The organism is Nocardia sp. bgisy134, assembly GCF_965341865.1.
Lineage (GTDB): Bacteria > Actinomycetota > Actinomycetes > Mycobacteriales > Mycobacteriaceae > Nocardia.
In genome coordinates this window covers 1-26,738 of record NZ_CBDQZP010000001.1, presented here as the reverse complement: position 1 = coordinate 26,738, position 26,738 = coordinate 1, and the positions used below count along the sequence as shown (strand labels likewise).

27 protein-coding genes are annotated in these 26,738 nt (G+C 67.7%); 7 read left to right on the top strand and 20 right to left on the bottom strand.

What is annotated here, in order from left to right:
* The first annotated feature begins 156 nt into the window (after positions 1-156).
* Complete coding sequence (locus ACRWNM_RS00135; RefSeq protein WP_431962145.1) at positions 157-861, top strand: methyltransferase domain-containing protein; 705 nt, start codon at positions 157-159, stop codon at positions 859-861.
* 69 nt (positions 862-930) lie between these two features.
* On the opposite strand, the gene ACRWNM_RS00130 is transcribed toward ACRWNM_RS00135, so the two are convergent.
* From ACRWNM_RS00130 to ACRWNM_RS00070, 13 genes are all read right to left on the bottom strand, one after another.
* The gene (locus ACRWNM_RS00130; protein ID WP_431962143.1) at positions 931-1,698 is read right to left on the bottom strand and encodes an ESX secretion-associated protein EspG; all 768 of its coding nucleotides are present in this window, start codon (positions 1,696-1,698) and stop codon (positions 931-933) included.
* Positions 1,695-3,020 (bottom strand): hypothetical protein, encoded by a 1,326-nt coding sequence (locus tag ACRWNM_RS00125; RefSeq protein ID WP_431962141.1) that lies wholly within the window; start codon positions 3,018-3,020, stop codon positions 1,695-1,697. Before ACRWNM_RS00125 ends, ACRWNM_RS00130 begins: the two co-directional genes overlap by 4 nt.
* Positions 3,021-3,029: 9 nt before the next feature.
* Complete coding sequence (locus ACRWNM_RS00120; RefSeq protein ID WP_431962139.1) at positions 3,030-3,446, bottom strand: hypothetical protein; 417 nt, start codon at positions 3,444-3,446, stop codon at positions 3,030-3,032.
* A 97-nt stretch (positions 3,447-3,543) separates the two neighbouring features.
* Positions 3,544-4,125 carry a DUF3558 domain-containing protein gene (locus tag ACRWNM_RS00115; RefSeq protein ID WP_431962137.1) on the bottom strand — a complete coding sequence of 194 codons (582 nt, stop codon included), beginning with the start codon at positions 4,123-4,125 and terminating at the stop codon, positions 3,544-3,546.
* Positions 4,126-4,275: 150 nt separating this feature from the next.
* Positions 4,276-5,031, bottom strand: a complete 756-nt coding sequence (locus ACRWNM_RS00110; RefSeq protein ID WP_431962135.1) for a hypothetical protein — start codon at positions 5,029-5,031, stop codon at positions 4,276-4,278.
* An 11-nt stretch (positions 5,032-5,042) separates the two neighbouring features.
* The gene (locus ACRWNM_RS00105) at positions 5,043-5,186 is read right to left on the bottom strand and encodes a hypothetical protein (protein ID WP_431962133.1); all 144 of its coding nucleotides are present in this window, start codon (positions 5,184-5,186) and stop codon (positions 5,043-5,045) included.
* A gap of 171 nt (positions 5,187-5,357) precedes the next feature.
* The gene (locus ACRWNM_RS00100) at positions 5,358-6,968 is read right to left on the bottom strand and encodes a serine/threonine-protein kinase (protein WP_431962131.1); all 1,611 of its coding nucleotides are present in this window, start codon (positions 6,966-6,968) and stop codon (positions 5,358-5,360) included.
* A gap of 200 nt (positions 6,969-7,168) precedes the next feature.
* On the bottom strand, positions 7,169-7,807 hold the full coding sequence (locus tag ACRWNM_RS00095) for a formylglycine-generating enzyme family protein (RefSeq protein WP_431962129.1): 639 nt from the start codon (positions 7,805-7,807) through the stop codon (positions 7,169-7,171).
* A gap of 178 nt (positions 7,808-7,985) precedes the next feature.
* Entirely contained in the window at positions 7,986-8,381 is a 396-nt protein-coding gene (locus ACRWNM_RS00090) for a RidA family protein (RefSeq protein WP_431962127.1), read from the bottom strand.
* A 125-nt stretch (positions 8,382-8,506) separates the two neighbouring features.
* A complete protein-coding gene (locus ACRWNM_RS00085; RefSeq protein ID WP_431962125.1) occupies positions 8,507-9,046 on the bottom strand; it encodes a DoxX family protein in 540 nt (179 codons plus the stop codon).
* Between the two features lie 121 nt (positions 9,047-9,167).
* The gene (locus ACRWNM_RS00080; protein ID WP_431962123.1) at positions 9,168-10,529 is read right to left on the bottom strand and encodes an NCS2 family permease; all 1,362 of its coding nucleotides are present in this window, start codon (positions 10,527-10,529) and stop codon (positions 9,168-9,170) included.
* A gap of 140 nt (positions 10,530-10,669) precedes the next feature.
* Positions 10,670-13,318 carry an alpha-glucan family phosphorylase gene (gene glgP, locus ACRWNM_RS00075; protein WP_431962121.1) on the bottom strand — a complete coding sequence of 883 codons (2,649 nt, stop codon included), beginning with the start codon at positions 13,316-13,318 and terminating at the stop codon, positions 10,670-10,672.
* A gap of 51 nt (positions 13,319-13,369) precedes the next feature.
* Positions 13,370-13,822 (bottom strand): VOC family protein, encoded by a 453-nt coding sequence (locus tag ACRWNM_RS00070; protein ID WP_431962119.1) that lies wholly within the window; start codon positions 13,820-13,822, stop codon positions 13,370-13,372.
* Between the two features lie 63 nt (positions 13,823-13,885).
* Between ACRWNM_RS00070 and ACRWNM_RS00065 the strand changes: the two genes are divergently transcribed.
* Genes ACRWNM_RS00065 through glgB form a run of 4 tightly spaced genes read left to right on the top strand, consistent with a single transcriptional unit; the run spans position 13,886 to position 19,413 of the window.
* Positions 13,886-14,500: a TetR/AcrR family transcriptional regulator gene (locus ACRWNM_RS00065; protein WP_431962117.1), complete on the top strand. Its 615-nt coding sequence runs from the start codon at positions 13,886-13,888 to the stop codon at positions 14,498-14,500.
* A 54-nt stretch (positions 14,501-14,554) separates the two neighbouring features.
* Positions 14,555-15,196, top strand: a complete 642-nt coding sequence (locus ACRWNM_RS00060) for a LysE family translocator (protein ID WP_431962115.1) — start codon at positions 14,555-14,557, stop codon at positions 15,194-15,196.
* Positions 15,197-15,235: 39 nt separating this feature from the next.
* A complete protein-coding gene (locus ACRWNM_RS00055) occupies positions 15,236-17,239 on the top strand; it encodes a maltotransferase domain-containing protein (RefSeq protein ID WP_431962113.1) in 2,004 nt (667 codons plus the stop codon).
* The gene (gene glgB / locus ACRWNM_RS00050; protein WP_431962111.1) at positions 17,236-19,413 is read left to right on the top strand and encodes a 1,4-alpha-glucan branching protein GlgB; all 2,178 of its coding nucleotides are present in this window, start codon (positions 17,236-17,238) and stop codon (positions 19,411-19,413) included. The genes ACRWNM_RS00055 and glgB overlap by 4 nt, the downstream gene beginning before the upstream one ends.
* Positions 19,414-19,631: 218 nt before the next feature.
* Here the strand turns inward: glgB and ACRWNM_RS00045 are convergent, their stop codons facing one another.
* The 3 genes from ACRWNM_RS00045 to ACRWNM_RS00035 all read right to left on the bottom strand — a co-directional run bounded on the left by ACRWNM_RS00045 (position 19,632) and on the right by ACRWNM_RS00035 (position 22,229).
* Positions 19,632-20,480 (bottom strand): tetratricopeptide repeat protein, encoded by an 849-nt coding sequence (locus ACRWNM_RS00045; RefSeq protein WP_431963530.1) that lies wholly within the window; start codon positions 20,478-20,480, stop codon positions 19,632-19,634.
* A gap of 61 nt (positions 20,481-20,541) precedes the next feature.
* A complete protein-coding gene (locus tag ACRWNM_RS00040) occupies positions 20,542-20,910 on the bottom strand; it encodes a DUF3817 domain-containing protein (protein ID WP_431962109.1) in 369 nt (122 codons plus the stop codon).
* Positions 20,911-21,050: 140 nt separating this feature from the next.
* Positions 21,051-22,229 (bottom strand): acetyl-CoA C-acetyltransferase, encoded by a 1,179-nt coding sequence (locus tag ACRWNM_RS00035; RefSeq protein WP_431962107.1) that lies wholly within the window; start codon positions 22,227-22,229, stop codon positions 21,051-21,053.
* 130 nt (positions 22,230-22,359) lie between these two features.
* On the opposite strand from ACRWNM_RS00035, the gene mce reads away from it, so the two are divergent.
* Both mce and ACRWNM_RS00025 read left to right on the top strand, forming a co-directional pair.
* On the top strand, positions 22,360-22,833 hold the full coding sequence (gene mce / locus ACRWNM_RS00030; protein ID WP_431962105.1) for a methylmalonyl-CoA epimerase: 474 nt from the start codon (positions 22,360-22,362) through the stop codon (positions 22,831-22,833).
* A gap of 86 nt (positions 22,834-22,919) precedes the next feature.
* Entirely contained in the window at positions 22,920-23,921 is a 1,002-nt protein-coding gene (locus ACRWNM_RS00025) for a hypothetical protein (RefSeq protein ID WP_431962103.1), read from the top strand.
* Positions 23,922-24,059: 138 nt separating this feature from the next.
* Here ACRWNM_RS00025 and ACRWNM_RS00020 read toward each other — a convergent pair whose 3' ends face one another.
* The 4 genes from ACRWNM_RS00020 to ACRWNM_RS00005 form a co-directional block, all read right to left on the bottom strand.
* Positions 24,060-24,356, bottom strand: a complete 297-nt coding sequence (locus ACRWNM_RS00020) for an ATP/GTP-binding protein (protein ID WP_431962101.1) — start codon at positions 24,354-24,356, stop codon at positions 24,060-24,062.
* 78 nt (positions 24,357-24,434) lie between these two features.
* Positions 24,435-25,148: an endonuclease/exonuclease/phosphatase family protein gene (locus ACRWNM_RS00015; RefSeq protein WP_431962099.1), complete on the bottom strand. Its 714-nt coding sequence runs from the start codon at positions 25,146-25,148 to the stop codon at positions 24,435-24,437.
* Positions 25,149-25,166: 18 nt separating this feature from the next.
* Positions 25,167-25,859, bottom strand: a complete 693-nt coding sequence (gene nucS / locus ACRWNM_RS00010; RefSeq protein ID WP_067841333.1) for an endonuclease NucS — start codon at positions 25,857-25,859, stop codon at positions 25,167-25,169.
* Positions 25,860-25,909: 50 nt separating this feature from the next.
* Entirely contained in the window at positions 25,910-26,464 is a 555-nt protein-coding gene (locus ACRWNM_RS00005; RefSeq protein WP_431962097.1) for a hypothetical protein, read from the bottom strand.
* Between the last annotated feature and the right edge of the window lie 274 nt (positions 26,465-26,738).

Here is a 26,738-nt window from a genome sequence, read left to right as displayed (position 1 = left end):
GGCCTCGATACTTCGGTGGACCCCAATTCCCGCGCCGAACGTATCGGTGATATCCCCGCGCCAAGCCCTGCACGCGGCGCGGGGATATCGTGGAAACAATTCCTCGGCACAAAAATTCGGATGTCTCGCCCCAGAAGCATATGAGACAGTGTCCAGATGAAGCGCCCCACCGAAACCGACGCACTCGGTGAATTCCTGATCAGCGCAAGATCGTTGGCCGAGTATCGCGCCATCTTCGAACTCACCGCCGCCGACCTGCGCGGCCGCATCCTCGACTGTCCCGGCGGCGCAGCCAGTTTCGCCGCAGAAGCCGCCGAACTCGGCGTCCAGGTCACCGCCGCCGACCCGGTCTATGCCACACCGGCCGCCGAACTCAGGGAGCTCGCCCGCACCGAAACCGAACGCGCAAGCGCATACGCCGGAGCACATCACGACCGTTATCGCTGGGACTTCTACGGCGACCCGGACCGCCACCACGCCATCCGGCTGACCGCCGCCACCCGCTTCGGCGACGACCTGCTCGCCAACCCCGGCCGCTACGTCGCCGCCCAGCTCCCCGCACTCCCCTTCCCCGACAACAGCTTCGACCTCGCCCTGAGCTCCCACCTGCTGTTCAGCTACGCCGACCGCCTCGACGCCGACTTCCACCTCGCCGCCCTGCTCGAACTCTCCCGCGTCACCACGGGCGAAACCCGCCTCTACCCCCTCGTCGACCACACCGGTCACCCACAGGACGACCTGGTCGCCCACCTCCGAAAGAAACTCCACGACAAGGGCATTCCCACCACACTCCGCCCCACGCGCTACGAGTTCCACCGCGGGGCGACCAGCATGCTGATCCTCTACCCGAACCAGAATTGACCGTCGGCCGATAGATTCGGCGCGTACCGCTTCGTGCCGTGGAGGTTCGCTGAATCTACGGTCGGCCGGTCACCAGCGACGGGCAACGGGGCGATACGTCGACTCGATCAAGGTGGCCAGCTGCCGCTCGATCTCTTCGGGGCCCCCTGGCGTGACGGTGAAATCCTCACCACCCTGGTGGTAGAGCAGGTACCTACCGTCCGCGGGAAGATAGTCCAGCCAATGGAATCCCCGTCCGTCATTCGTCGGCCTGCTGTCGTAGGCCGCGCCCCGGTAGGCGGTGATCTCCCCGAGACCGGACCGGGGGCGCCGCAGAATGCGATTCAACTCCTCGGTGTGCGACAACCGCGTCGGGTGGCGCGCGTAGTCCGTCCGATCCAAATCAGAGCGACGCCCGCGGATCGGCGCGTGTCGCCCCTCGGCGCATCTCGGCAGGTGGGCCACAATAAGCCGAGCGGCGGCTCGCGCTGGACAGTTCCAGAGCAGCACGTCGCGGCCGTACTGCTGTGTCGGCCCTGGCAATTGGACCGCGACCGTCGCGGTATCGCCGTCCACACCCGCATGGATACGAACGACCTGGGCGAAATCGCGCCCGAAGAAGCCGTGCACCTCCACACGGACTTGCGGCTCGAGCAGCACCTGCAATGCGCCGTGCAGGCGGTGGTCGGCGATCCGGCCGAGCCGCTGCCCGGCTTCGGCGCGCGCATGCAGGTAATCGTCGTGCGCCTCGATGCCTTCGACGGTGTAGCGCAGCGGATAGGGCAATCGGTCACGGCCGAACGCCTCCAGCGCCAGCTGGAACATGAAACCGTCCAGGCGCCAATGAGATTCGTTCATCCGCCGATCACTCCACCCGGCGGCAGAGCGGGCGGCTGCATCCCGAGCAATTCGTCTCCATGGTCATAGATCAAATAGTCGGGCGTCTTGTGCTCATCGTCGTCATCGCCCTTACCGCGAGCGGCTGGAGCGCCCATGCCGGGCATGCCCGCCCTGCCGGTGCCCGCCGGACGACTGTTGGCCAACCCGCCTGACGGCCCCGACTGCCCCGGCACGTTCCCACCCGGCACCGACCGCCCGGGCGACGGGATCGTCGGCACGCCCGGACCGGGCGCCCCTGGGCCCGGACCCGAGGGCGTCGGCAGACCCGTATTCGGCAATTTGGTGTCGGGAACCGTCACGGCAGGTGTCGTGGAGGCCGGCGTGGTCGACGTCGGATCGGTCGGAGTCGTGCTCTGCGGAGTCGTACTCTGCGGGTCGCCCGTCGTCGGGTCCTCGGGTGTATCCGTGTCCGTCGGGTCGTCAGTGCCCGGATCACCTGGTCCGGGCCCCGGGCCTGGACCAGGACCGGGACCCGGACCGGGCCCAGGAATCTTCGGCTCTTCCTTCTTGTCGTCGATCGCGCTCTTCGGCTCGGGCAGGATCGGCGTGTACGGATCCACTTCGTCCACGACACCGGGCTGATACACCCGATCCATGAAGTCGCGGACCCGATTCTCGGCTTCGTCGGCGCGGTACTGGGCGCTCTTGAAGACCCCGTTGCCGGGGATGTGACCGATGACCTGATCGATGAGCGACAGACTGTGCGGAGTGTCCACGGTCTGCTGCGCCTGGGTCAGATACCCCTCGGTGAGATCCAGACCCCGCGCCACCATGTTGAACGTGACGATCAGCTTCTTCATCTCATCCGCGTAGGACTTCGTGGACTCGACGACCGCGTTGGCGGTCTTGCCCTGCATGAAGTCGTCGATGTCGCGTTGCACGCCGGTGGAGAAGTCACTGACGAGGCGTTCGGCTTCGCGGACCATGTCGCGCCAACCATTGGCGGCCTCGTTGATCTCGGGTTGCTTGACGTCCTTCAAGTGGTTGTAGATCCACTCGTGAGACTGCGAGAGGAACGATTCTTTCTTGTCTCCCATGAGGACTCGGTCCGCGTAGCGGCCGTCGTACTGCGACTGCAGGTCCGACCACGTCTTGTTGACGATCTGCCGGTCGGTATCCCACTGGTTCTGGTACTTCGTTTGGCGATCGTTGAAGTCTTCCTGTTGGTTCTGAGCTTCGGATCGCGCGTGGAAGAAGTTGTACACATGACGCGGAACCGCAATTACTGGAACGCCATAGCTGCCGATATTGGCCAGCCATTCGTGCGGAGGAGTGCCCATTACGCCTGCTTACACATCCGTATTGTTGAACTGACTGGCAGTGGACTGATCGGTGTCGGAAAGCTTGCGAATCGACAAGGCATAGGTATCGCGCATCAACGTGACAAGGTCGATGTGCTTCTTCAACTGATTGACCGCAGAGTCGGAGTCGTTGACTGCCTTGTTCTCGAATTTGGCTTTCAATGCCTCGGCAGAGGGCAAAGTCCCAAAGCCGTTGATTCGGCCCAATTGCTTCGCGGTTACCAGAAGCACCTCTTCAAGACCGTCCAACATGGCCTGGGCACGCCCGCGCAACGCGTCACCGATCTGCGAATCCATCCGAAACTCCCCGGACTCAGCCTTTTGCTTGTACTGCTGCCACTGCGCAAGCGCACCCTCTATCGAACTCGCGCTCTGCGTGACTGCGGGCTCATTCCCGTCCGCCATCAGACCCCCTCTCAGACGATCCGGACACGTGGACCACAAACGAATAGATTGGCTCCGGCAACGTTTCGTGACCAGCCGAAACCGACAACCACCAGCATCATTTCGGCAAGAACGGCTCGAAATACCGCATATGCCGAATCGCAAAATCACAAGGTGGCGATTGAGGCAACAACTCACGTTCGCTGTATCGCCAGTGGATACCCAACTCAAACATTCCCTGCGAAGCAGGAATGCTCACATAGCAACTCAGCTTGTCGGGGTCGTTCTTCTCGGTAGATGTCAGCCCAGCGCGTGATCCGATGACCACGTCGTCTAGGATCAAATTCTGCTCATTCGTCCGACGCTCTGCAACCGTGCGGCGGGTCGAAAAGATACCGACAGCATACGGCCCTTCGGTCGATCGCCAGTTACAGATCTTCCACCACCCCATAGGATCGCCGCTGTCCACATCGACGTGCTTCGTCGCTGGATCCAACTTGTCCCCCCGCAACACATCGTCCGACAGATCCGTACACGGATTGAACAACGGCACCGACTCATTGTGGGAGACCGGGCTACTCCCCTCCTCCGTCGCATTCCCGCCAACAGTCGACGTGCAGCCCGCCAGCACGGAACTCATCACAGCCGCACCAACAGCCAGACGCACCGAGAAGCTCTTCGACATCCCCATGGCTCGCATACCCCTCCTGACATCCAGCGCCGACGAGCCCTCACAGGATGAGACGTAGACAGATCCCCCACGGTTCCCACTTGGGCAAGGTCAGCTTATCCGAACGCGACCAAGCGCCCAACAGCTCGGGAGAGTGGCGCTCCTCCCCGCTGCCGCTGATCACGGCGCATCGGACTCGGCACCGAGCGGAGGACGATAGCGCGGATCTTGTTCGATCGCCGCACAGAAACGGGCGTGAGCTTGGACAAAGGCGAACCTCTCGTCACAGATGGGGCGATAGGTCACCCGCTGGGCGCTCTTGTTGAACAGGTGAACGACCACCACCAGCCCCAGAAGCGAACCCGGAAACAGTGTCAGTACCAACGGGATGAGTAGAGGATCAATGTTCGCCACGCTGACCACAACCACAGCGACGAGATTGGCGGCCATCAGCAACAGCAGCGAGCGGGCGAGCCAGCGGTATCGCCGGGCCGTGCGGACGCATCGGTCACAGACGGGCCAATCGCAGACGAGAATCGTTGAAACAGGCGCGATTTCGCTGCTTCCCGTCGACAAGGCCTTGCCGATACCTCGTTCGGCGGCCGTCCGATGAAACCGAGGATGAAGGTCAGTGTCGTAGAAACAGGCTCGCACGTGGCTTCGCGAAACCGCCGGACGGCCATGTCCGGGACACACGTCGGGCAGAGGTTGCGCGATTTCCAGTTCGAGTGGTTCGACGCGTAGCGCAGGGTCCTTCTTCGTCCAGAGGGAACGGGTGTTCGGCAAGGGGTCCCGGCACCGGCGCAGCTTGATCGTCACATCGTTCTCGTGAGTCCACGGCCGCTGATACACCATGGGAGTCGGCGGTAGCGGATCCGCTTCGAAGTCACCACTATTAGGGCGGTACTGGTCACCGATCAAGCGGTCACCGATCATTCTCAGTCGCCTCACTGGAGCCAGCCCCGTTGGTTGCGGTCCTGGAAGTACAGATCATCGTCATCCAGATCGCCGGGCATGACGATCCGGTCGCGATTGGGCTTCCGAGTTCCTGCCTGCTCGCGCACCGCCGAGTTGACAGTCCACTCCGCCACTGCGGTCACCCCCCTCGTGATCCGCCGAAAGCCTACTCCACGTTGAGAATTCGGCCCGACCGACGGCGTCTATGACAATGATCGGGTTGCGGACCGAGCCGGGATGGCGCTGACTTCGGCGTCATAGTTGCCGAATACGGCGATCGGCACGTCGTGGCCCGCCACCGGTTCTCACGAGAGCGGCGCTTCGCGCCACCATTTCCGCACACCGTCCAGGTCGAGGTGGAGGGAACCTTCCATGCTGTGGGTGTACATGAGAAGGGTTTCGCGGTCGGTGTCGCCGGTGAAGACGGTGACAATGCGGGTGTAGGTGAAGCCGGCTTCCTGGCGGTCGAGGGTGTAGTTGGTGTACGTCTTCGATCCGTGTGCGTCCTCGGAGCGCTTGTTGCCGGGAAGTCCGGCGACAACCGCGCGGGCGTCGGTGGCGGACCGGTAACGGTAGAACTCGTAGTAGGGCGGGTTGAGGCTGCTGGGGCCGACACCGTCGCCGCTGTAGCAGAACCAAGCTTCTGTCCAACTACCGAAGTCCGGGCGTTGTTGCATGTTCGAACTGTCGGTGCTCCGGGTGGTGCGTTTGTCGCACTTCGCATTCCGGAAACCGGGATCCAATCGGTCGGCGGGCACCATGCCGGGAAACTCTTGGTGAATGAGGTCGACTTCGGCGGGATCCTTCGTGCTGCTGAGCACCATCGCGGTGGCGACGCCGCCGACGGCGAGCACCGCGACGGCGCACAAGACGGCGAGCAGGACGAGTGGCGAACGCCGTTGTGGCCGCGCGCCCATAGGCATCATCATGCCGCCGTCCGGCCCCGGCGCCATGCGTGCCGGAGGGACGTGTCCGTGCACTATCGGCACCCGGCTCGGTGGCGGAGCAACCGGCCCGTGCGGCATCGGCGCCTGAGGGGCGGCGAAGTATGGCTGGGGTGGTGTCATCGCCGCGCCACTGGTCGCCACGCCCGCAAGCGCCCGCCGCGCCGCCTCGGCGAATTCCGCACAGCTGCCGAATCTTTGCTCGGCACGCTTCGACAACGCTTTCGCCAGCACACCATCCAACGCGACCGGCAGACCGTGGCGAAGACTGCTCAACGGAGGCGGCGGCTGCTGCAAATGCCCTTGGATGACGACCGCGGGATTGGTGGATTCGAACGGCACCACACCCGCCAGCAGCCAATACAGCGTGCAAGCCAGCGAGTACTGGTCGGTGCGGCCGTCGAGCGGCGCGCCGGTGAGCTGTTCCGGGGAGGCGTAAGTCAGGGTGGCGGTGAAGGTGCCGGTCTGGGTCAGGTGGCCCGCGTCGTCGCGCAGGCGCGCGATGCCGAAATCGGTGAGGAAGATGCGTTCCTGGTCGATGCCCGCTCGGGCGAGCAGGATGTTGGCGGGTTTGACGTCACGGTGCAGGATGCCCATGCCGTGCGCGTAGTCCAGCGCCTTGGCGGTTTCGGCGACGATCCGGACGGCGCGGTCGGGCGCGAGTGAGTTCGGATCGGCTTCGGCGGCATCGGAACCGTCGACGTATTGCATCGAGATCCACAGCTGCGAGTTCTCGATCCCGCGGTCGTAGACGGTGACGATGTTCGGGTGGTCCAACTGCGCGACGAGGTCGGCTTCGCGCTCGAAGCGGGCGCGAATCTCGTTGTCGGCGAACATCTCTCGATTCAGCAGCTTCAGCGCGGTACGTCGGGGCAGGCGCGGATGCCTGGCCAGATACACCGAGCCCATGCCACCGCGACCCAGCTGTCGCTCGATGACGTAGCCCGCGAAGACCTCCCCCTCGTGCAGCATGCCGCCCCCTCCTTCGTCCGTCGACCGGCAAGCGAGCCGATGCTAGTGCACCCGGCTCGGAAGCGACTACCTGGAGCGGGCGCGACAACTATCTGTGCGGCGAACCTCCGCCCGCGCGCAATCCAGGTCAGGACCGCCAAAGCGCGGCCCGAAACACCGCGGCTGTCGGTGAATCACCCTCGGCGCCGACCTGTTTCGATTCACGCGGAGCGCGCGACCCGGAACCCCACGTCATCGATCCGAAATGTCGGATGGCTCCGCCGCCGCACCGACGCACGGCAACTCCAGTGCTGATCGGACCACCCCCCGCCGCGCAGCACGCGGTATTCCCCGTACACCTCGGCGTCGTAGATGTCCCAGCACCAATCCCAGGTGTTGCCCAGCATGTCGTACAGCCCCCAGGCATTAGGCGATTTCCCGCCGACCTCATGCGCATGCCCGTGGGAATTGTCTCGGTACCAGGCGATCTCGTCGAGTTCGCCATATCGCGGACCGGAAGTACCCGCGCGGCAGGCATATTCCCACTCAGCTTCCGTGGGCAATCGATAGCCGTCGGCGGAAACCTCCCATTCCACGTAGGCCCCGTCCACCCGATAGGCAGGCGCGAGCCCCTCACGTTCCGACAGCGCGTTGCAGAATCCGATCACGTCGGCCCACGAAACGCTCTCCACCGGAAGCCGATCCCCTTCGACGGAACTCGGCCGCAGCCCGGTCACCGCCGCATACTGCTCTTGCGTCACCGCGACCGCGCCGATCCGGTACGGCGCGAGATCCACCGACCAGCTCCGCTCGGTGCGCCGATCCGACAACGTCACCCGACCCGCCGCGACGGCCACCAACTCGATACCCACGCTCACGAACGCACGATCTTAGTGTGCGCGAGTCCGTCGACGACGGCAGGCGAAAGCGGGAGGCACGCACGCCAACACAGCCGGACGCGGTCCCGCGTACAGCTGGCGAATGCGGAGATACGCCCGGGCCGGGCGGATACGCTCGGCACCCGCCCGGCCCCTCGGCTCAGCCCCGCACAGCGACAGCGTCCACCTCGAACAGCATGTCGGGCAGCGCCAGCGCCGCGACGCCGAGCAGCGTCTGCGTCGGCGGCAGCTCGCCCCAGATCTCGGCGATCTTCTTGCCGAGCACCGTGAGCTTGTCCAGATCGTGGTCGACGATGAACGTGCGCAGCTGAGCCACGTCGGGGTAGTCGAGGCCCGCCGAGCGCAGGGCGATGCCGAGGTTGGCGAAGGCCCGGTCCACCTGGCCCGCGAAGTCCGCGGTGGTGGTGTGTCCTTCGGCGTCGGAGTCGTATTGGCCGGCAATGAGAACCAGCTCGCCGGACACTCGCGCGACGTGGCTGTAGCCGAATCCGGTCGGGTCGTGCAGTTCGGCGGGGTTGCTGATCTCGATGGTCATCGTTCGCTCTCCTGAATCTCTACTGGGCCGCACCGAGACGACGACGCGGCAGCGCGAGGTGTGACAAACGAAAGGCGGCGCGGCGATCGAAATCACCGCGCCGCCCGATCAGGACCGCATCCCGCTCAGAGCACCCACTTGAGGATCAGCGTGACGATGCCCGTGGCGACGGCCAGCGCCACCGCGCCCGCGCCCCACACGAAACCCTTGCGCTCCCACGGACGTCCGGCGTCCAGCGAGAACTTGCCCGGCCCGGTGAAGCCCAGCGTGGCGGCGACGGTGCCGAACAGCAGCGCCATCTCCCAGCCGCCCTGGCCGAACAAGCCGGGACCCCAGGTGGCGTTGATCGCGTTGAGCATGGTGCCGAGGACGATGGCCGCGGCCAGCGGGGTGAGCACACCGAGGGCCAGCATCAGGCCGCCGACGATCTCGGTCAGACCGGCCAGGGTGCCGAACAGTGTGCCGGGGTTGTAGCCCATCTGCTCGAAACTCGCCTGGGTGGCCTCGAGCCCGTAGCCGGAGAACCATCCGAACAGTTTCTGCGCGCCGTGCGCGGCGAGCAGGCCGCCGAAGACGACCCGCACGATCACCAGCCCGATGTCGCTGGAGACGGCGTCGAGCGGGCTGGTGGTCTCGATATTCGGCAGTGCCGACTTGGTGGTCATGCTGGTTCCTCATCCCTGCAACGTGGTCGTGGACACGATCGTCAGTTTCGGCAACTAATCGGACCGCGGTCCGATTATCACACAGTGTGACCCAACTCCTCGCTCGCGGGATCTATTCCGGCTACTCCGCGAGGAAGAAGAAGTATCCGAGGAAGATCACCAGCAGCGCCCACATGGCGGGATGGATCTCCTTGATCCGGCCGCGCGCGACCATCACCACCGGATAGAAGATCATGCCCATGGCCAGCCCGTTCGCGATCGAATAGGTCAGCGGCATCACGATGATGGTGATGAACGCGGGCACCGAGTACTCGAGCCGGTTCCAGTCGATCTCGCCGAGCGAGCGCGCCATCAGGATGCCGACCACGATCAACGCGGGCGCGGTCACCTCGGTCGATCCCGCGACGACCGCGAAGATCGGATAGCAGAACATCGCGACGAGGAACCATCCCGCCGTCGTCACCGCGGTCAACCCGGTCCGGCCGCCCGCCGAGACGCCTGCCGTGGATTCCACATACGCGGTGGTGGTCGAGGTGCCGATGACCGCGCCCGCCATGGTGCCGACCGAGTCGGCGGCGAACGCGCTGGCGGCGCGCGGCAGCTTGCCGTCCATGTCGAGCAGCCTGGCCTGGTTGGCCACGCCGATGAGTGTGCCGGAGGCGTCGAAGAAGTCGACGAACAACATGGTCAGCACGACCACGGCCATCTGCGCGGTGAACGCGTCGGGCAGGTGCACGATGGCCTGTCCGAAGGTCTCGTCGAGCCCGCGCGGCAGCGCGGCGACGCCGTCGGGTAGCTCCACCAGCCCGGTCACGATGCCGAGGCCCGCGGTGAGCACGATGCCGTAGAGCACCGCGCCGTGCCAGCCCCGCACCAGGAACACCACAGTCACCAGCAGGCCGAACAGCGCGAGCAGGGTGGTGCCCTCGGTGAAATCGCCCAGCTTGACGAAGGTCGCCTCGCTGGAGGTGACGATTCCCGCGTTCTTCAGCCCGAGAAACGCGACGAACATGCCGATGCCCGCGCCGACCGCCAGTTTCAGTTGCAGCGGGATGGCGTTGAGGATCTTCTCGCGAACCTTGGTGACGGCGAGCACGAAGAAGATGACGCCGGACAGGAAGGTCCCCGACAGCGCGACCTGCCACGGGATGCCCATGCCGAGCACCACCGAGAACGCGAAGAACGCGTTGAGTCCCATGCCCGGCGCGAGCGCGATCGGGTACCGCGCCCACAGTCCCATCACCAGGGTGCCGACGAGCGCGGCGACGGCGGTGGCGGTGAACACCGCCTGCATCGGGATTCCCTTGTCGCCCAGCGCGCCTTCGTCACCGAGGATCGCGGGATTGACCGCGAGGATGTACGACATGGCCAGGAACGTCACGGTGCCCGCCATCACTTCGCGACGCATCGTCGATCCGTTCTGACTGACGCCGAAGTACGCGTCGAAGCGACCCCGGGTCCGGGTCAGCAGGTCGGTGGCCATGGGTTCTCCAGTCCTGGCGGTCGAACAAGGGGATGCCCAGGCACGTTAGCCGACGATTCACTGAATCACGGTGCCGGTGCGAGCCGCTCCGCTCGAGGACACACGTGACGATGCTCACCCACGCGGCATCGCCGCCGACATCAGGCGCTCGGCGCGACCACCAGGCCGAGCTCGGCGTCGGAGGCGAGCAGGTCGTTGTGCGGCAGCACCCGAACGGTGTATCCGACGGCGCCGGATACCGGGAGCGGCGTCTGGACCTCGAAGAACTCCACGCCGGAATCGGATCCGACGTGCGTCATCGGGATGGTGGTGACGTCGGACAGCTCGTCGGTCGGCGAGACGCGGCCGAACACCGCCTGCACCACCACGTCCGACAGGTCCAGCCCGCCCAGCTCGATGCGCGCGGTGAGCGACAGCGGCGCGCCGATGATCGGGGTGTCCGGCAGTCCGGCGCTGTCCACCTGGATCACCTTCACCGACGGCCACGCCGCCGCGACCCGGCCGCGGTACTCCGCGACCGCCCGCGCGCCCGAGAATTCGTCGGCCACCGCGCGCCGCGAGGCGCCCGCGGCCGGTCCGTAGTACTGCACGGCGTAGTCGCGCACCATGCGGGAGGCCAGCACCTTCGGGCCGAGGGTCTGCAAGGTGTGCCGGACCATCTCGACCCAGCGCACCGGCATGCCCGCGCCGTCGCGGTCGTAGAACCGCGGCGCGACGGTGCGCTCGAACAGGTCGTAGAGCGCGGCGGCCTCCAGATCGTCGCGGCGGTGTTCGTCGGCGACGCCGTCGGCGGTGGGTATCGCCCAGCCGTTCTCGCCGTCGTACATCTCGTCCCACCAGCCGTCGCGGATGGAGAGGTTGAGCCCGCCGTTGAGCGCGGACTTCATGCCCGAGGTGCCGCAGGCCTCCAGCGGGCGCAGCGGATTGTTCAGCCAGACATCGCAACCCCAGTACAGGTACCTGGCCATCGACATGTCGTAGTCGGGCAGGAAGACGATGCGGTGGCGCACCTCGGGATCGTCGGCGAACCGGACGACCTGCTGGATGAGCGACTTGCCGCCGTCGTCGGCGGGGTGACTCTTGCCTGCGACGACCAACTGCATCGGCCGCTCGGGATGCAGCAGCAGGGCGCGCAGCCGCTCCGGATCGCGCAGCATCAGCGTGAGGCGCTTGTAGGTCGGGACGCGGCGGGCGAAACCGACGGTCAGCACGTCGGGATCGAAGACCTGGTCGATCCAGCCCAATTCGGCCGAGGCGGCGCCGCGTTGCAGCCAGGACGCGCGCATCCGGCGGCGCACCTCGGCGACCAGCGTGGCCCGCAGGGTGTTGCGGGTGGACCACAGTTCGCCCAGATCCACATCGCGCAGCCGTTCCCAGCCGCGCGCCTCCTCGACCAGCTCCGCGCCGATGAGTTCGCGCGCCTTGTCGAGCCATTCGCGCGCGGCCCAAGTCGGCGCGTGCACGCCGTTGGTGACCGAGCCGATCGGCACCTCCGCCGGATCGAAGCCGGGCCACAGCGGCGCGAACATGCCACGGCTCACCTCGCCGTGCAGCTGGGACACGCCGTTGGCGCGCTGGGCCAGCCGCAGGCCCATGTGCGCCATATTGAACACCGACGGATCCGCCTCGCGACCGAGCGCGACGATGCGGTCCACGAAAAGGCCGGGCAGCATGGCGGATTCGGTTTCCCCGTGCCCGCCGCCGAAGTAGCGGCGCACCAGCGGCATCGGGAACCGGTCGATGCCCGCGGGCACCGGGGTGTGCGTGGTGAACACGGTCCCGGCCCGCACCGCCGCCAGCGCGGTGTCGAAATCGAGTCCGCCCGAGACGTATTCGCGGATTCGCTCGACGCCGAGGAAGCCCGCGTGACCTTCGTTCATGTGGAACACGTCGGGATCGGGCAGGCCCGTGGCCCTGGTGTAGGCGCGCACCGCGCGCACGCCGCCGATGCCCGCCAGGATCTCCTGCTTGATCCGGTGGTCCTGATCGCCGCCGTAGAGCCGGTCGGTGACGGCGCGCAACTCGGGATCGTTCTCGGCGATATCGGAATCCAGCAGCAGCAGCGGCACCCGCCCGACCTGCGCGATCCACACCCGCGCCCGCAGCACCCTGCCCTCCGGCATCGCCACACGCACGAGCACCGGCGAGCTGGATCCATGGCGGCGCTCCCGGGGCCCTGCGTGGTCACGCGAGCTACCGCCTCCGGGCCCGTCGCTCGCGCCGCAGTCGCTGGTCAGCAAGCGCAGAGGCAGGCCCTGCGGGTCGAGCGCGGGATAGTGCTCGATCTGCCAGCCGTCCGAGGACAGCGACTGCCGGAAGTATCCGGACCGATACAGCAGGCCGACGCCGATCAGCGGCAGTCCCAGATCCGAGGCAGCCTTGAGGTGATCGCCCGCCAGGATGCCGAGTCCGCCGGAGTAGTTGGGCAGCACCTCGGTGACGCCGAACTCCATCGAGAAGTAGGCGATGCCGCGCACGCCCTCCTCGCCGTTCTGGCGCTGGAACCAGCCGGGGCCGGCGAGATAGTCGCGCAGATTCGCCGCGGCCGCGTCGACCCGGCCCGCGTAGTCCGCGTCGGCGGCCAGCTCGTCGAGCCGGGCGGCGGGCACCTCACCGAGCATCCGCACGGGGTCGTGCCCGACCTCGCGCCACAGCTCGGGGTCGAGATCCCGGAACAGATCCTGCGTCGGCCAGTGCCATGACCAGCGCAGATTCGTGGAGAGTTCGCCCAGGGCCGCGAGACGCTTGGGCAGATGGGCACGGACGGTGAATCGACGCAATGCCTTCACTCCGCGAACCCTACCGAACGCCGTGCCCCTCGGCCGCCCCGACGATACGAGTCACTGATCGGCGAACTTCTCGGCGGTGTATTCCGCGCTGAACTGATCGGCGTACTCCGCGCTCGGCGGAACCTCGGTGATCACGTCGACGAGCACGCCGCTGGGGTCGGCGACGATGAAGTGACGCTGGCCGAAGTCCTCGGTCCTGATCTCCAGTTCGGCGGGGAGTCCGCCCCGCACGACAAGGCGCTCCCATTCCGCGTCGACGTCGTCGACTTCGAAGTTCAGCAGCAGACCCTGCACCGGCTTGCGGTAGGCCTCCGGCACCGTCGAGTGCGTGTAGTCGAGCAGCGCCAGCTCGTATTCGGGCTCGCCGGCCGCGCCTCGACGGCGCAGGGAGATGTACCAGTCCGCCTCGAAGGTGATCTCGAAGCCCAGCCACTCGGTATAGAAGTCGCGCGATTGCGCGAGCCGGGTGGCGCCGATGACGGGATAGAAGCTGCCGAGTTTCATGAGCGACCTTTCACGTACCGATGGTATGTGAAGTACAGTATTTCGCATACCGATGGAATGTCAATGGGAAGGTCGACGATGCCGAGCACCCTGCGCACCCAGCAGCGCGAAGCGACCCGCCGCGCACTGCTGCGCGAGAGCAGACGCCTGTTCGCCGCGAAAAGCTATGGAGCCGTTGGCCTCTCGGAGATCGTCGCGGCGACCGGAGTGACCAAGGGCGCGCTCTACCACAATTTCGCGGGCAAGACCGAGCTGTTCCGCGCCGTGCTGGAACAGGTGCAGCAGGAGGTCGGCGAACGGGTCGCGGCGGCCGCCGATCCCGCTGCCGACGCCTGGACCCAGCTGGTCGCCGGATGCGAGGCGTTCCTCGCCACCTGCACCGATCCCGAGATCCAGCGCATCATGCTGATCGACGGCCCCGCCGTGCTCGGCTGGCGCGAGTGGCGGGGCATGGACGAGGCCAACTCCGCCCGCCACCTCGGTGAGGCCCTGCGCCTGCTGATCGACACGGGCGTGCTGGCGCCACAGCCCATCGCCCCGCTGACCCATCTGCTGTCCGGTGCGATGAACGAAGCCGCGCTGTGGCTGACCACAACGTCCGAGCCCGACGCGCTCGACCAGACCACCGCGGCCCTGCGCAGGCTGCTCGAGGCCCTGCGCGACGATCCCGCCCGCTGATCCGCGACCACGATTCCGCTGGCCGGACCGCGCCGCTCGTGACAGCATCTGCTGATGCCGCACTGGGTCGACGTGCTTCCCGAATTCCTGCTGGCCTGCCTCGCGCTCGCCGCGCTGCCCGGCCCGGCGACGGCGCTGTTCTTACAGCGGTCGGTACGCGACGGCCGCCGGGCCGGCCTCGCCGCGGTGGCAGGCAACGAGATCGGCGTGTTCGGCTGGACCCTGGCGGGCGGGGCCGGACTCTCCGTCCTGCTGGTCGCGAACTCCGTGCTGAACACCGCGGTGCACGTGCTCGGCGCGGCGGTGCTGATCTGGCTCGGCGTGCAGGCCTGGCGCGGCGCGGGCCGCGACGACGCGTTCGGCTCGACCAGGACGGCACTGCTGCCCGCGGGACGCACCCCCGCCTCGGCATTCCGCGCCGCGTTGCTCTCGATCGCCGCGAATCCCAAGGCCGCGGTGTTCGGCCTGACGATCCTGCCGCAGTTCCTGCCGAGCAGCGGGCCGGTGCTGCCGACGGTGCTGATCCTCGCCGCGATCCAGCTGGTGATCGACACCACGTGGTGCGTCGGCGTGGTGCTCGCCGCCGACCGGGCGGGCGGCTTGCTGCGCCGCGCGCGCATCCGGCAGCGGGTGGAGCGGGCGCTCGGCGCCGTGCTGGTGGCGCTCGGCCTCGGCCTGGCCGCCGATGCCCGCTGAATCCGCGCCATGGTTACGGCACCGGGTAGGTTGGTCCACGTGACCGGCCGCATCGCCATCGATGACACCGCCCCGTCCATCCCCGGCGGCCGCCCGGCCAAGGCCGTGGTGGGCGAGGTGTTCCCGGTGCGCGCCGTGGTGTGGCGCGAGGGACACGACGCGGTCGCCGCCACGCTCACGGTGCGCGCTCCCGGAGCAGCCCGGGCCACCCGAATCCGGATGACCCCGGACTTCGAGCCCGACGTCTTCAACGCCACCTTCGTCCCGAACCTGCCCGGCGCGTGGACTTTCCGCGTCGAGGGCTGGAGCGATCCCATCGCGACCTGGCGGCACGCGGTCGAGGTCAAGCTCGCGGTCGGGCAGAGCGCCGTCGATCTGGCCAACGACCTCGAACTCGGCGCACGGCTGTTCGAGCGGGCCGCGCAGGCGCTACCGAAAGCCAAGTTCGAGAAGCTGCGCGCGGTGGCGGCGGCGTTGCGCAGCGACGAGCAGCTACCCGCCAGAGTCGCGCCCGCGTTCGCCGAGGAGGTCGCCGAGATCCTGCACGCCACACCGCTGCGCGACCTGGTGGCCCGTGGCCCGCAGCACACCGTGCAGGTCGAGCGGCACCGCGCGCTGTACGGCTCGTGGTACGAGTTCTTTCCGCGCTCCACCGGCGGCTGGAACGCCGAAGGCAAGCCCGTGCACGGCACCTTCGCGACCGCGACCAAGGAACTCTCCCGGATAGCGGGCATGGGCTTCGACGTGGTGTACCTGCCGCCGATCCACCCGATCGGCGAGGTGAACCGCAAGGGCCGCAACAACGCGCTGACCGCCGACCCCGGCGATGTCGGCTCCCCGTGGGCGATCGGTTCGAAGGACGGCGGACACGACGCCGTGCACCCGGCGCTCGGCGCCGAGGCGGATTTCGTCGAATTCGTCACCGCCGCTGGACAACTCGGCATGGAGGTCGCCCTCGACCTGGCGCTGCAATGCGCGCCGGACCACCCCTGGGTCGCCGCCCATCCGGAGTGGTTCACCACGCTGCCCGACGGCACCATCGCCTTCGCCGAGAACCCGCCGAAGAAGTACCAGGACATCTACCCGGTCAACTTCGACAACGACGCCGACGGGCTCTACGCGGAGGTGCTGCGCGTCGTGCGGCACTGGATCGGCCTGGGCGTCAAGATCTTCCGCGTCGACAACCCGCACACCAAGCCCGCCGACTTCTGGGAATGGCTGATCGGCACCGTGCGGCGCACCGATCCGGACGTGATCTTCCTGTCCGAGGCCTTCACCCGCCCTGCCCGCCTGTACGGCCTCGCCCGGCGCGGATTCAGCCAGTCCTACACGTATTTCACGTGGCGGGTGGCGAAGTGGGAGCTCACCGAGTTCGGCAACGAGCTGGCCGCCAAGTCCGACGAGGCCCGCCCCAACCTCTTCGTCAACACCCCCGACATCCTGCACGAGAGCCTCCAGCACGGCGGGCCAGGCATGTTCGCCATCCGCGCCGTTCTCGCCGCCACCCTGGCGCCGACCTGGGGCGTGTACTCCGGTTTCGAACTGTTCGAGCACCAGGCGGTACGTCCGGGCAGCGAGGAGTACCTGGACTCGGAGAAATACGAGCTGCGCCCGCGCCCGTTCGCCGAGGCGCTGGCCCGCGGCGAATCGCTGGAGCCGTGGCTGACCAGGCTCAACGAGATCCGCCGCGCCCACCCGGCGCTACAACAGCTGCGCTGCCTGCACTTCCACCACATCGACAACGACGCGCTCCTCGCGTACTCCAAGTTCGATCCGACCAGCGGCGACGCGGTACTCGTGGTGGTCAACCTGAACCCCTACGGCGCCGAGCAAGGCTTCATCTCGCTCGATCTCCCCGCCCTCGGCCGCGAGTGGCACGACCATCCGGTGGTCGTCGACGAGGTGAGCGGCGAGGAATACCACTGGGCGCAGACGAATTACGTGCGCCTCGATCCGGCCAAGGCGGTCGCGCACATCATCGCCTTGCCGCCGGTGCCCGCCCCCGCGCGACTGGAGCTGGCCTACCGGCGGTCGTTCCGATGACCCGCGTGGCCACCATCAACCGCCGCGATCTGATGTTGCTCGCGGCGGGCACCCATCCCGATCCGCACACCGTCCTCGGCGCTCATCCGCACCCGGACGGGACGGTCGTGCGGGTGCTGCGCCCGCACGCGGACACGGTCGCGGTCCGCGTCGGCGGCGTCGACCACGCGCTGAAACCGTTGGGGTACGGGACCTTCGCGGCGGTGCTGCCGTACCCGGATCTGATGGACTACCGCCTCGTCACGACCTACCCCGGCGGACCGACCGTCGTCGCCGCGGACGGCTATCGCTTCCTGCCCACGGTCGGCGAACTCGACCTGCACCTGATCGGCGAAGGCCGCCACGAGCGACTGTGGGATGTGCTCGGCGCCCACCCGCGCCGCTACACCACGCTGGACGGCGCGGTCGAGGGCGTCTCGTTCGCGGTCTGGGCGCCGAATGCCCGCGGCGTCACCGTAATCGGCGATTTCGACGGCTGGAGCGGCAACACCGCGCCGATGCGCGCGCTCGGCACGTCGGGTGTCTGGGAGGTCTTCGTCCCCGGCGTCGGCGTCGGCGAGAAGTACAAATACCGGGTGCACGGCGCCGACGGACGCACAGTCGACCACGCCGACCCGCTCGCCTTCGCCACCGAACACCCGCCCGCGACCGCCTCGGTCGTCACCGAGAGCAAGCACACCTGGCACGACGCGCACTGGCTCGAACGGCGCGCGGCGACCGATCCCAACCGGGCTCCGATGAGCGTCTACGAGGTGCACCTCGGATCGTGGCGGCCCGGCCTCGGCTATCGCGAATTGGCCGTGCAGCTGGCCGATTACGTGCGGGCCGCGGGCTTCACCCACGTCGAACTGCTGCCCATCGCCGAGCACCCGTTCGGCGGCTCCTGGGGCTATCAGGTCACCTCCTACTACGCCCCGACGGCGCGCTTCGGCTCCCCCGACGACTTCCGCGCCTTCGTCGACCACCTGCACGGCGCGGGCATCAGCGTGCTGCTCGACTGGGTGCCCGCCCACTTCCCGCGCGACGAATGGGCGCTGGCCCGCTTCGACGGCACTCCGCTCTACGAGCACGCCGACCCGCGCCGCGGCGAGCAACTCGACTGGGGCACCTACATTTTCGACTTCGGCAGGCACGAGGTGCGCAACTTCCTCGTCGCCAACGCGCGCTACTGGATCGAGGAATTCCACATCGACGGCCTGCGCGTCGACGCGGTCGCCTCCATGCTCTACCTGGATTACTCACGCCGGGAAGGTGATTGGGAGCCGAACGTGCACGGTGGCAGGGAGAACCTGGAAGCCGTCGACTTCCTGCAAGACCTCAACGACACCGTGCACCGCCACCACCCCGGCGTGATCACCGTCGCCGAGGAATCCACCACCTGGCCCGGCGTCACGCGCGGCACCGACGTGGGCGGCCTCGGTTTCACCATGAAGTGGAACATGGGCTGGATGCACGACACCCTCGGCTTCCTGCGCCGGGACCCGATCCACCGCTCCTGGCACCACAACGAGATCACCTTCTCGCTGATGTACGCCTGGAGCGAGAACTACGTGCTGCCGATCAGCCACGACGAGGTCGTGCACGGCAAGGGCACACTGTGGACGCGGATGCCGGGCGACGATTTCGCCAAGGCGGCGGGCGTGCGTGCGCTGCTGGCCTACATGTGGGCCCATCCCGGTAAGCAGCTGTTGTTCATGGGCCAGGATTTCGGTCAGTTCCGCGAGTGGTCGCACGATCGCGGCCTGGACTGGGCGGAGCTGGACAATCCGCTGCACTCCGGCATCGCCGCGGCCGTCCGCGACCTCAACTCGGCCTACCGCGCCCACCCGGCGTTCTGGAGCCAGGACACCACCCCGGGCGGCTACTCCTGGCTGGAGGCCGACGACCGCGACCACAACGTGCTGGCGTTCCTGCGCTACGGCGCGGACGGATCGGTGGTCGCCTGCGTGTACAACTTCTCCGGCTCGGTGCACGGCGAATACCGGGTCGGGCTGCCCATCGCGGGCGAGTGGACCGAGATCCTCAACACCGACGCGGCGGAGTACGGCGGCTCCGGCGTCGGGAATTTCGGCGCGGTGAAGACCGAGGAGATCCCCTGGCACGGCCGGCCGTTCTCGGCGACCGTCGCGCTCGCGTCGAACAGCGCGGTGTGGTTGGCGGGGCCACCTGCCTGATCGACCGCCCGCCTGAACGGCCCGCCCGAGTGACGGCCGCCCTGATCGGTCGGCCGGATCAGCCTGGCTGTTCGATCGGCAGGGCTCAACGCGAAGACGCCCGGGGCGCAATCGCTCCGGGCGTCTGGAGGTGTCGGTGAACTGGGCGCTCGGGCGTCGGCGGAGCCGGCAGGGCGCATTCGTCGCGACCGCGTGAATCGGTCCCCAATCGGTCGCGATCAGTACAGCGCCGCGGCGAGCTTCCGCCGGGCCGCGACCACGAAGGGCTCCGCCTGATCGAACAGCTCGAACAGTTCGAGCAGGCGGGTGCGCGCCTTGGTGCGGTCGTCGCCCGCGGTGCGCTTGACGACGGCGATCAGCCGGTCGAACGCCGCTTCCGGTTGCTGGTTGAGCAGTTCCAGGTCGGCGGCGTCGATGGCGGCGTCGACATTCGCCGGGTCCTGGTCGGCGGTCGCAAGCGCCGAATCGGGCACCTGCTGGGCCCTGGCCAGGAAACGCAGCTGCCGCAGCGCGCCCTTGGCCTCCTCGTTGTTCGGCTCCGCGGCCAGGATCGCCTCGTAGGCGGCCTCGGCGCCCGCCAGGTCACCGCGCTCGAGCGCGTCCTCGGCGGCGGCGAAGCGCGGGTCCTCCGCGGGCTGCTGCTCGGCCGCGCCGCCCTCGAGCTTGCCCGCGACCGCGTCGACCACCGCGTCGAGCCACTGCCGGACCTGCGGCTCGGGTTGCGCGCCCTCGAAATCGGCCAGCGGCTGCCCGGCGGCAATGGCGATCACCGTCGGGATGCCCTGCACCCGCAGTGCCTGCGCGATGCGCATGTTGGCCTCGGCCTCGACGGTGGCCAGCTCCCACGCGCCGCCGTCGGCCGCGACCAGCCGCTCCAGGGTCTTGACCAGCTCGACGCTGCCCGGGCTGCGCTGCGAGTACAGCGCGACGACCACCGGAACCTGCATCGACCTGCGCAGCACCTTGGTCTCGAAGTCCGCCTCGCCGACCGCGTAGTCGCCACCGGCAGCACCGGCCGCACCGGCGGGCGGCTGCTTCAGGCTGGACAGATCCACCGCTCCGGACATGGCGGCGGCAACGGCGGGCGAGGGGCGGCGTGCGGCAGGTCGAGTCACGGTTTCCAGTTTGTCACGACGGGACGCGAACGGCTTCCGCGGCCGGGGTCGCGTCGGCGTTGCTCAGCTCGCCCAGCTTGCCGGTGCGCACGGCCCAGACCTCGAAGACCACCGTGAAGAACGGCGGAATGCTGGAGAGCAGCGCGAGGACGAGGGTCTTCCAGTTCCAGTTCAGCTCACGCGCGGCGAGCAGCGAGGTCAGCACGAACAGGATGAAGATGGCGCCGTGCACCGGGCCGAAGATCTTCACACCCACCTCGTTGCCGGGATCGGGGAGGTACTTGAAGCCCATTCCCACCAGCAGACCCAGCCACGACAGTGCCTCGAGTACCGCAAAGAATCGGAATCTACCGGCGACGCTGCGCAGATCGAAGAAACCCATGCGCCCCATTGTGCCGCATGCACTACGACGGGTCGTAGTTGAACACGTCACATCGATGTCCCCGGTGGGGATGCGCCGAGCGCCGCGTCCGGCGTGGAAGCCACCGGACGCGACGCTCGGGCGAATCAGATCTCGGCGAACTAGACCTTGATGATCAGCGCGTCACCCTGACCGCCGCCACCGCACAGCGCGGCCGCGCCGACGCCGCCGCCGCGGCGCTTCAGCTCCAGGGCCAGGTGCAGCACGATCCTGGCGCCCGACATGCCGAGCGGGTGGCCGATGGCGATGGCGCCGCCGTTGACGTTCACCTTCTCGGTGTCGATACCCAGCTTGCGGGCCGACGCGATGCCGACCGCGGCGAACGCCTCGTTGATCTCGACCAGGTCCAGCTCGGCGGGCGAGATGCCCTCGCGCGCACAGGCCTTCGCGATGGCGTTGGCGGGCTGGTCCTGCAGGGTGGAGTCCGGACCGGCCACGACGCCCGCGGCGCCGATCTCGGCGATCCAGCTCAGGCCGAGCTGCTGTGCCTTCTCCTTGCTCATCACGACCACCGCGGCCGCGCCGTCGGAGATCTGCGAGGCGGTGCCCGCGGTGATGGTGCCGTCCTTGCGGAAGGCCGGGCGCAGCTTGCCCAGCGACTCCGCGGTGGTGTCGGCTCGGATGCCCTCATCGGCGCTGACCAGCACCGGATCGCCCTTGCGCTGCGGCACCGCGACCGGGACGACCTCCTCCTCGAAGAGACCGTTCTTCCACGCCGCCGCCGCGCGCTGGTGCGAGGCCGCCGCGAACGCGTCCTGGTCCTCGCGGCTGATGCTGTCGGTGTCGTTGCGCTGCTCGGTGAGCGCGCCCATGGCCTGGTCGGTGAAGATGTCGTGCAGGCCGTCGAAGGCCATGTGGTCGCGCAGCGTCACATCGCCGTACTTGAAGCCCTCCCTGCTCTTTTCGAGCAGGTGCGGCGCCTGGCTCATGGACTCCTGGCCACCGGCGACGACGATCTCGTACTCGCCGGCGCGGATCAGCTGGTCGGCGAGCGCGATCGCGTTGATGCCGGACAGGCAGACCTTGTTCAGGGTCAGGGCGGGCACGTCCATCGGGATGCCCGCGGCCACCGCCGCCTGCCGGGCCGGGATCTGGCCCGCGCCCGCGGTGAGCACCTGGCCCATGATCACGTAGTCGACCTGCTCGGGCGCGACGCCGCCTTTCTCCAGCGCGGCCTTGATCGCGAAACCGCCGAGATCGGACCCGGTGAAGTCCTTCAGACCGCCGAGCAGCCTGCCGACCGGGGTGCGCGCACCGGAGACGATGACGGTTGTGGTCACGACGAGCCTCGCATTCGTTGGTGGAACCACGCGCCATCGTGCGGGCGACGGCGCGGTGTCAAGAGTTGTACTCAACGGTAGCGTGCCCGTCCTCTGCGGCTCCGCCCAGGTTGGCGCTACCGTCGAAGTCGTGAGCAACGCAAATCAGACCTCCGAACTCATTCCGGGCGACTACGTGGTCGCGATCGACCACGTCGGCATCGCGGTCCCGGACCTGGACACCGCAATCGCCTGGTACGCCGAGAATCTCGGCATGATCGAGACCCACCGCGAGGTCAACGAGAGCCAGGGCGTGCACGAGGCCATGCTGTCGCTGCCCGGTGCGCCGGACGGCGCGACTGCTCTGCAGTTGCTGGCGCCCCTCAACGCGGACTCGACCATCGCCAAGTTCATCGATCGCAGCGGACCGGGCCTTCAGCAGCTCGCCTACCGCGTCACCGACATCGAGGCCGTCTCCACTCATCTGCGCGATCGCGGCCTGCGTTTGCTGTACGACGCTCCCCGGCACGGAACCGCCGATTCCCGCATCAATTTCATCCACCCGAAGGATGCTGGCGGTGTGCTGATCGAGTTGGTCGAGCCGAACCCGAATGTTACGCACTAGTATCAAGATCGGGGCCGAAAAACTCGTCCAGATCACATTCGCGGTCGAGTCACCATCGGCCCTCCATAGGCTGTAGTTTGTGTGCCATGTCGTCACCCGAGTCCGATCGCAATCGCTTCGTTGCACTGCCCTTCACCGTTGTGCGCAAGGGTTATGCGCAAGACGAGGTGCGTAACTATTTCGACCGCTTCGATGCCGAGCTGAGGGTCACCGCCACCGATCGCGATGCCGCTGCGGCGCAAGCCCGTAACCTCGCGAGCCAGTTGGAGGACGCGCGGGACGAGATCGACGAGCTCCGCAAGGAGGTCGACCGACTCTCGGTGCCGCCGACCACTGCCGAAGGCATGTCCGACCGCATCTCCCGCATGCTGCGGCTGGCCTCCGACGAGGCCTCCGAGGTCCGGGCTCTCGCCCAGGCCGAGGCCGCGGAAATGGTGTCGATCGCGGAGCAGCAGGCGACCGAGATGCGCGGCAAATACGAGTCGCTGCTCGCGGAGACCAAGGAGAAGCGCGAGGCGCTCGACATCGAGTTCGAGCAGACCCTGGCGAATGCACGCACCGAGTCGGCGAAGATCATCGAAGCCGCTCAAGCCGAGGTCGAGCGCCTCGGCAAGGAAGCCGAAGCCAAGCGCAAGGCGACCCAGCAGGACTTCGAGGTCACCATGGCCGAGCGTCGCACCAAGCTGACCCGCGCCATGGAGGAGCTGGAAGCCACCAGCCGCGCCGAGGCCGCCCAGCGGATCAAGGACGCGACCGACGAGGCCAACCGTCTCATCACCTCCGCCACCCAGACCTCCGAGCGCAAGATCGCGCACGCCAAGGAACTGGCCGAGGAGATGCGCGTGCTGCGCGGCCGGGTGCTCGCCCAGCTGCTCGGTATCCGCGGTCAGCTCGACTCGGTGCCCGCGATGCTCGCGGCCGTCAACCGGGAAAGCGAACTGCTGGACGGTGTTCCGGAGCAGCGCAAGTCGATCGGCGGCAGCACCAAGTCGGTCGGTTCCCGCACCACCAAGGCGATCCCCGAGGTCGCCGGCGAAGACGAGGACTACGACCTCGAAGAGCGTGAGAACGCCGACATCGCGAACTGACGTCGGCTGAGGCGACGACGCGGTACCAGAACAGAATTCACCCGAAGGCCGCTCCCGTCAGGGAGCGGCCTTCTTAGTTGTGCGAGGTTGCCAGCGGTCGCGCGGACTCGGCGACAAGGGCTCTACGACGTGCGCCGCTCAGGACCAGCGACGGGTGATGCGGCGCGTCCGGCGACCGTTCCAGCAGCCGCGGTGCCAATGCCTGCGGTCGTCCTCGCCGCCGTCGGCGGCCCAAGCGACGATGTGGGCGACGCCGGGCGGAATCTCGTGATCGCATCCCGGGCAGCGGTAGGTCTTCGTGGCGCGGGTGCCGGGAATGGTGCGGACGACGTAGACGTCGTCGTCCGGACCGCGCTCGGTGCGGCCGAACACGTCGCCGAGCGGCGCGACGTCGGACCCGGCCTGATTGCGGGCGCGCGGTTTCCGACGAGGCATGCCGACAAGCCTAATAGGCGCTGCCGGCCGGACGCCCCCGCACCTCTGCCCCGCCTCGCGGGCCCGGAGCCCGTCGGCTCACACGGCGATGGCCGCACGCACCAGGTTGTGGTCCGACAGGCCATCGGCGCTCTCCACCGCTGCCTCGCGCGCCTCCACGCCGTACGTGACCACGTGGTCGATGAACTGGGACTTGGCGCCTGCGGTCCGCGGGCGGGTTGGCAGCGCGTCGGTGGGCAGCGCCGCCACGGTGAAGCCGGGGCCGAGCTCCTCGGCCACGACCACACGGTCGGCATTGAAGTCACCGAGCAGCACGGCGGGACGCGCAGGGTCGGACAGCGCCAAGCCCGCCAGCGTCGACAGCTGCCGCCCACGCCGATCGTCTCCGGTGACGTGCGTGGCGATCACCGTCAGCCCGGACGTCACCACCGCCAACGCACCCTTGCCAGGATCGTCGCCGAAGGCCGCCGCGAACACCTTCCGCCCTGGATCGTCGACCACAAGCACCAGATACTCGTCCCGCTCCCGGAGCGCCGTCGGCACGCGCTTCGACCGCGGCACCCGGGGATAGCGCAGCGTGTGGATCGTGCGGTCGGGCAGCGCGTCGCGCAGCGCCGCCACCAGATCACCGCTGACCTCTTGCAGCGCGATGATCTGTTCCGGACGCTTCGACACCCGCGCTGCGATGGCGTCGATCCGCTCGGCTTCCATGGGCCACTTGGACGCGACGTCCTCGTACCAGTTCTCGGCGTGCACGCGGTGCAGCACGTTCCAGGTCGCGACGGTGATCATGTCTCTGCGTTTTCCGGGTCAGAAGAGGCGGAATTCGTTGCTCTCCGTGCCGCGCAGGGCATCGTAATCGAGTGTGAGGCAACGGATGCCACGGTCTTCGGCGAGGGTACGCGCCTGCGGCTTGATCTGCTGGGCGGCGAACACTCCGGCCACCGGGGCGAGCAACGGGTCGCGGTTCAGCAGTTCGAGGTAGCGGGTCAGCTGTTCCACGCCGTCGATCTCGCCGCGCCGCTTGATCTCCACCGCCACGGTCGCGCCGTCGGCGTCCCGGCAGAGCAGGTCCACCGGTCCGATGGCGGTCATGTACTCACGCCGGACGAGCGTGTAGCCGGGCCCGAGGGTCTGCACGTGTTCGGCGAGCAACTCTTGAAGATGAGCTTCCACACCGTCTTTCACCAAGCCCGGGTCGACGCCGAGCTCGTGCGAGGAGTCGTGCTCCACATCTTCGATGGTGATGCGTAGTTCCTCGCCCGCCTTGTTCGTCACCACCCACAGCGCCTTCGCGCCCTCGGGCAGTTCCGCGGCGGCCGCATCGCGCTCTTCCAGCCAGCACGGCGGGCTCATCCAGTTGAGCGGCTTGTACGAGCCACCATCGGAGTGGACGAGCACCGAGCCGTCGGCCTTGATCAACAGCAGCCTGCGGGCCATCGGAAGGTGAGCGGTCAAACGACCGACGTAATCGACCTGGCAACGAGCAATCACGAGGCGCACCGGTCGAGTCTAGGCCCTGGACCACAACTGCCCTGACCCGCCCGACCTTCTCAGCCCAGCGGGACGAAGCAGTACGTCGCGCGCTCGGCTTCGTCGACGTAGTGAAGGTGATCGACAAAGATGAAGCTGATCTGCGCCGCGTAGTCGTCGGGCGCCGCCGTATTGCACATCTGGGTGTCCATCACGCCGGGCACTTTGCGGTCGAGCCGTCCTGCAGCATCGCGACGACACGTCGCGTCGTATCGGTAGCCGCCGCCGGCGTCGGTGTAGCAGTTCCCCACAACCAGATTCGGCTGCGCGCACGAGTGCGCGACGGCGTACTCACCGAAGTTGTACCCCTGGGTGATGAACAGCACCTCTTTGTCTTTGCAGTCGACCTCGATGTCGGTGTCGGTCACGATCGCCGCTCGGGTGACCTTCCTCGTTGCCTCCGGATCCGTGCAGTCGCGCACCGGAAGGAGTTCGTGCAGTGGAAAACTCGTCTCCTCCACGTCGGTGCAGCTGCCGACGGCGGGAATCTGCATCGGTTCCGAATCCGCGGCCGTCTCGAACACACCGGCTCGCAACAGCACGACCGTCGTGACACCACCCAGCAAGACGAGCACGCCCAAGATAGAGAAAGCCACTACGAGCCCGGAGCGCCGACGTCTCGGCGGCGGATAGCCCGGCGCCGGATAGCTCTGTGGAAACCCCTGTGGCGGAGAACCTGGTGGCGGAAAACCGGGCGCCTGGTGGTATCCGGGATTGTGGTAGCCGGGAGGCGGCGGAGACGAACCGGGCACCTGCGCCTGTTCAGGCTTGACGAAGCCCCCGTCGTAGTTCAATTCTCTTCCCCCACTTGCGAATACGACCTAGTCCGTGCGGTAGGAGTCTAGCCCG

Coding starts and splice junctions, on each gene's coding strand:
- ACRWNM_RS00085 (WP_431962125.1), bottom strand. CDS start 9,046: ATGACCACCAAGTCGGCACTGCCGAATATCGAGACCACCAGCCCGCTC.
- ACRWNM_RS00090 (WP_431962127.1), bottom strand. CDS start 8,381: ATGACCATCGAGATCAGCAACCCCGCCGAACTGCACGACCCGACCGGA.
- ACRWNM_RS00100 (WP_431962131.1), bottom strand. CDS start 6,968: ATGCTGCACGAGGGGGAGGTCTTCGCGGGCTACGTCATCGAGCGACAG.
- ACRWNM_RS00025 (WP_431962103.1), top strand. CDS start 22,920: ATGTCGTCACCCGAGTCCGATCGCAATCGCTTCGTTGCACTGCCCTTC.
- ACRWNM_RS00020 (WP_431962101.1), bottom strand. CDS start 24,356: ATGCCTCGTCGGAAACCGCGCGCCCGCAATCAGGCCGGGTCCGACGTC.
- ACRWNM_RS00130 (WP_431962143.1), bottom strand. CDS start 1,698: ATGAACGAATCTCATTGGCGCCTGGACGGTTTCATGTTCCAGCTGGCG.
- ACRWNM_RS00045 (WP_431963530.1), bottom strand. CDS start 20,480: ATGTCCGGAGCGGTGGATCTGTCCAGCCTGAAGCAGCCGCCCGCCGGT.
- ACRWNM_RS00110 (WP_431962135.1), bottom strand. CDS start 5,031: ATGATCGGTGACCGCTTGATCGGTGACCAGTACCGCCCTAATAGTGGT.
- ACRWNM_RS00040 (WP_431962109.1), bottom strand. CDS start 20,910: ATGGGTTTCTTCGATCTGCGCAGCGTCGCCGGTAGATTCCGATTCTTT.
- ACRWNM_RS00120 (WP_431962139.1), bottom strand. CDS start 3,446: ATGGCGGACGGGAATGAGCCCGCAGTCACGCAGAGCGCGAGTTCGATA.
- ACRWNM_RS00065 (WP_431962117.1), top strand. CDS start 13,886: ATGGGAAGGTCGACGATGCCGAGCACCCTGCGCACCCAGCAGCGCGAA.
- ACRWNM_RS00060 (WP_431962115.1), top strand. CDS start 14,555: ATGCCGCACTGGGTCGACGTGCTTCCCGAATTCCTGCTGGCCTGCCTC.
- ACRWNM_RS00135 (WP_431962145.1), top strand. CDS start 157: ATGAAGCGCCCCACCGAAACCGACGCACTCGGTGAATTCCTGATCAGC.
- ACRWNM_RS00015 (WP_431962099.1), bottom strand. CDS start 25,148: ATGATCACCGTCGCGACCTGGAACGTGCTGCACCGCGTGCACGCCGAG.
- ACRWNM_RS00080 (WP_431962123.1), bottom strand. CDS start 10,529: ATGGCCACCGACCTGCTGACCCGGACCCGGGGTCGCTTCGACGCGTAC.
- glgB (WP_431962111.1), top strand. CDS start 17,236: ATGACCCGCGTGGCCACCATCAACCGCCGCGATCTGATGTTGCTCGCG.
- ACRWNM_RS00115 (WP_431962137.1), bottom strand. CDS start 4,125: ATGCGAGCCATGGGGATGTCGAAGAGCTTCTCGGTGCGTCTGGCTGTT.
- ACRWNM_RS00070 (WP_431962119.1), bottom strand. CDS start 13,822: ATGAAACTCGGCAGCTTCTATCCCGTCATCGGCGCCACCCGGCTCGCG.
- ACRWNM_RS00125 (WP_431962141.1), bottom strand. CDS start 3,020: ATGGGCACTCCTCCGCACGAATGGCTGGCCAATATCGGCAGCTATGGC.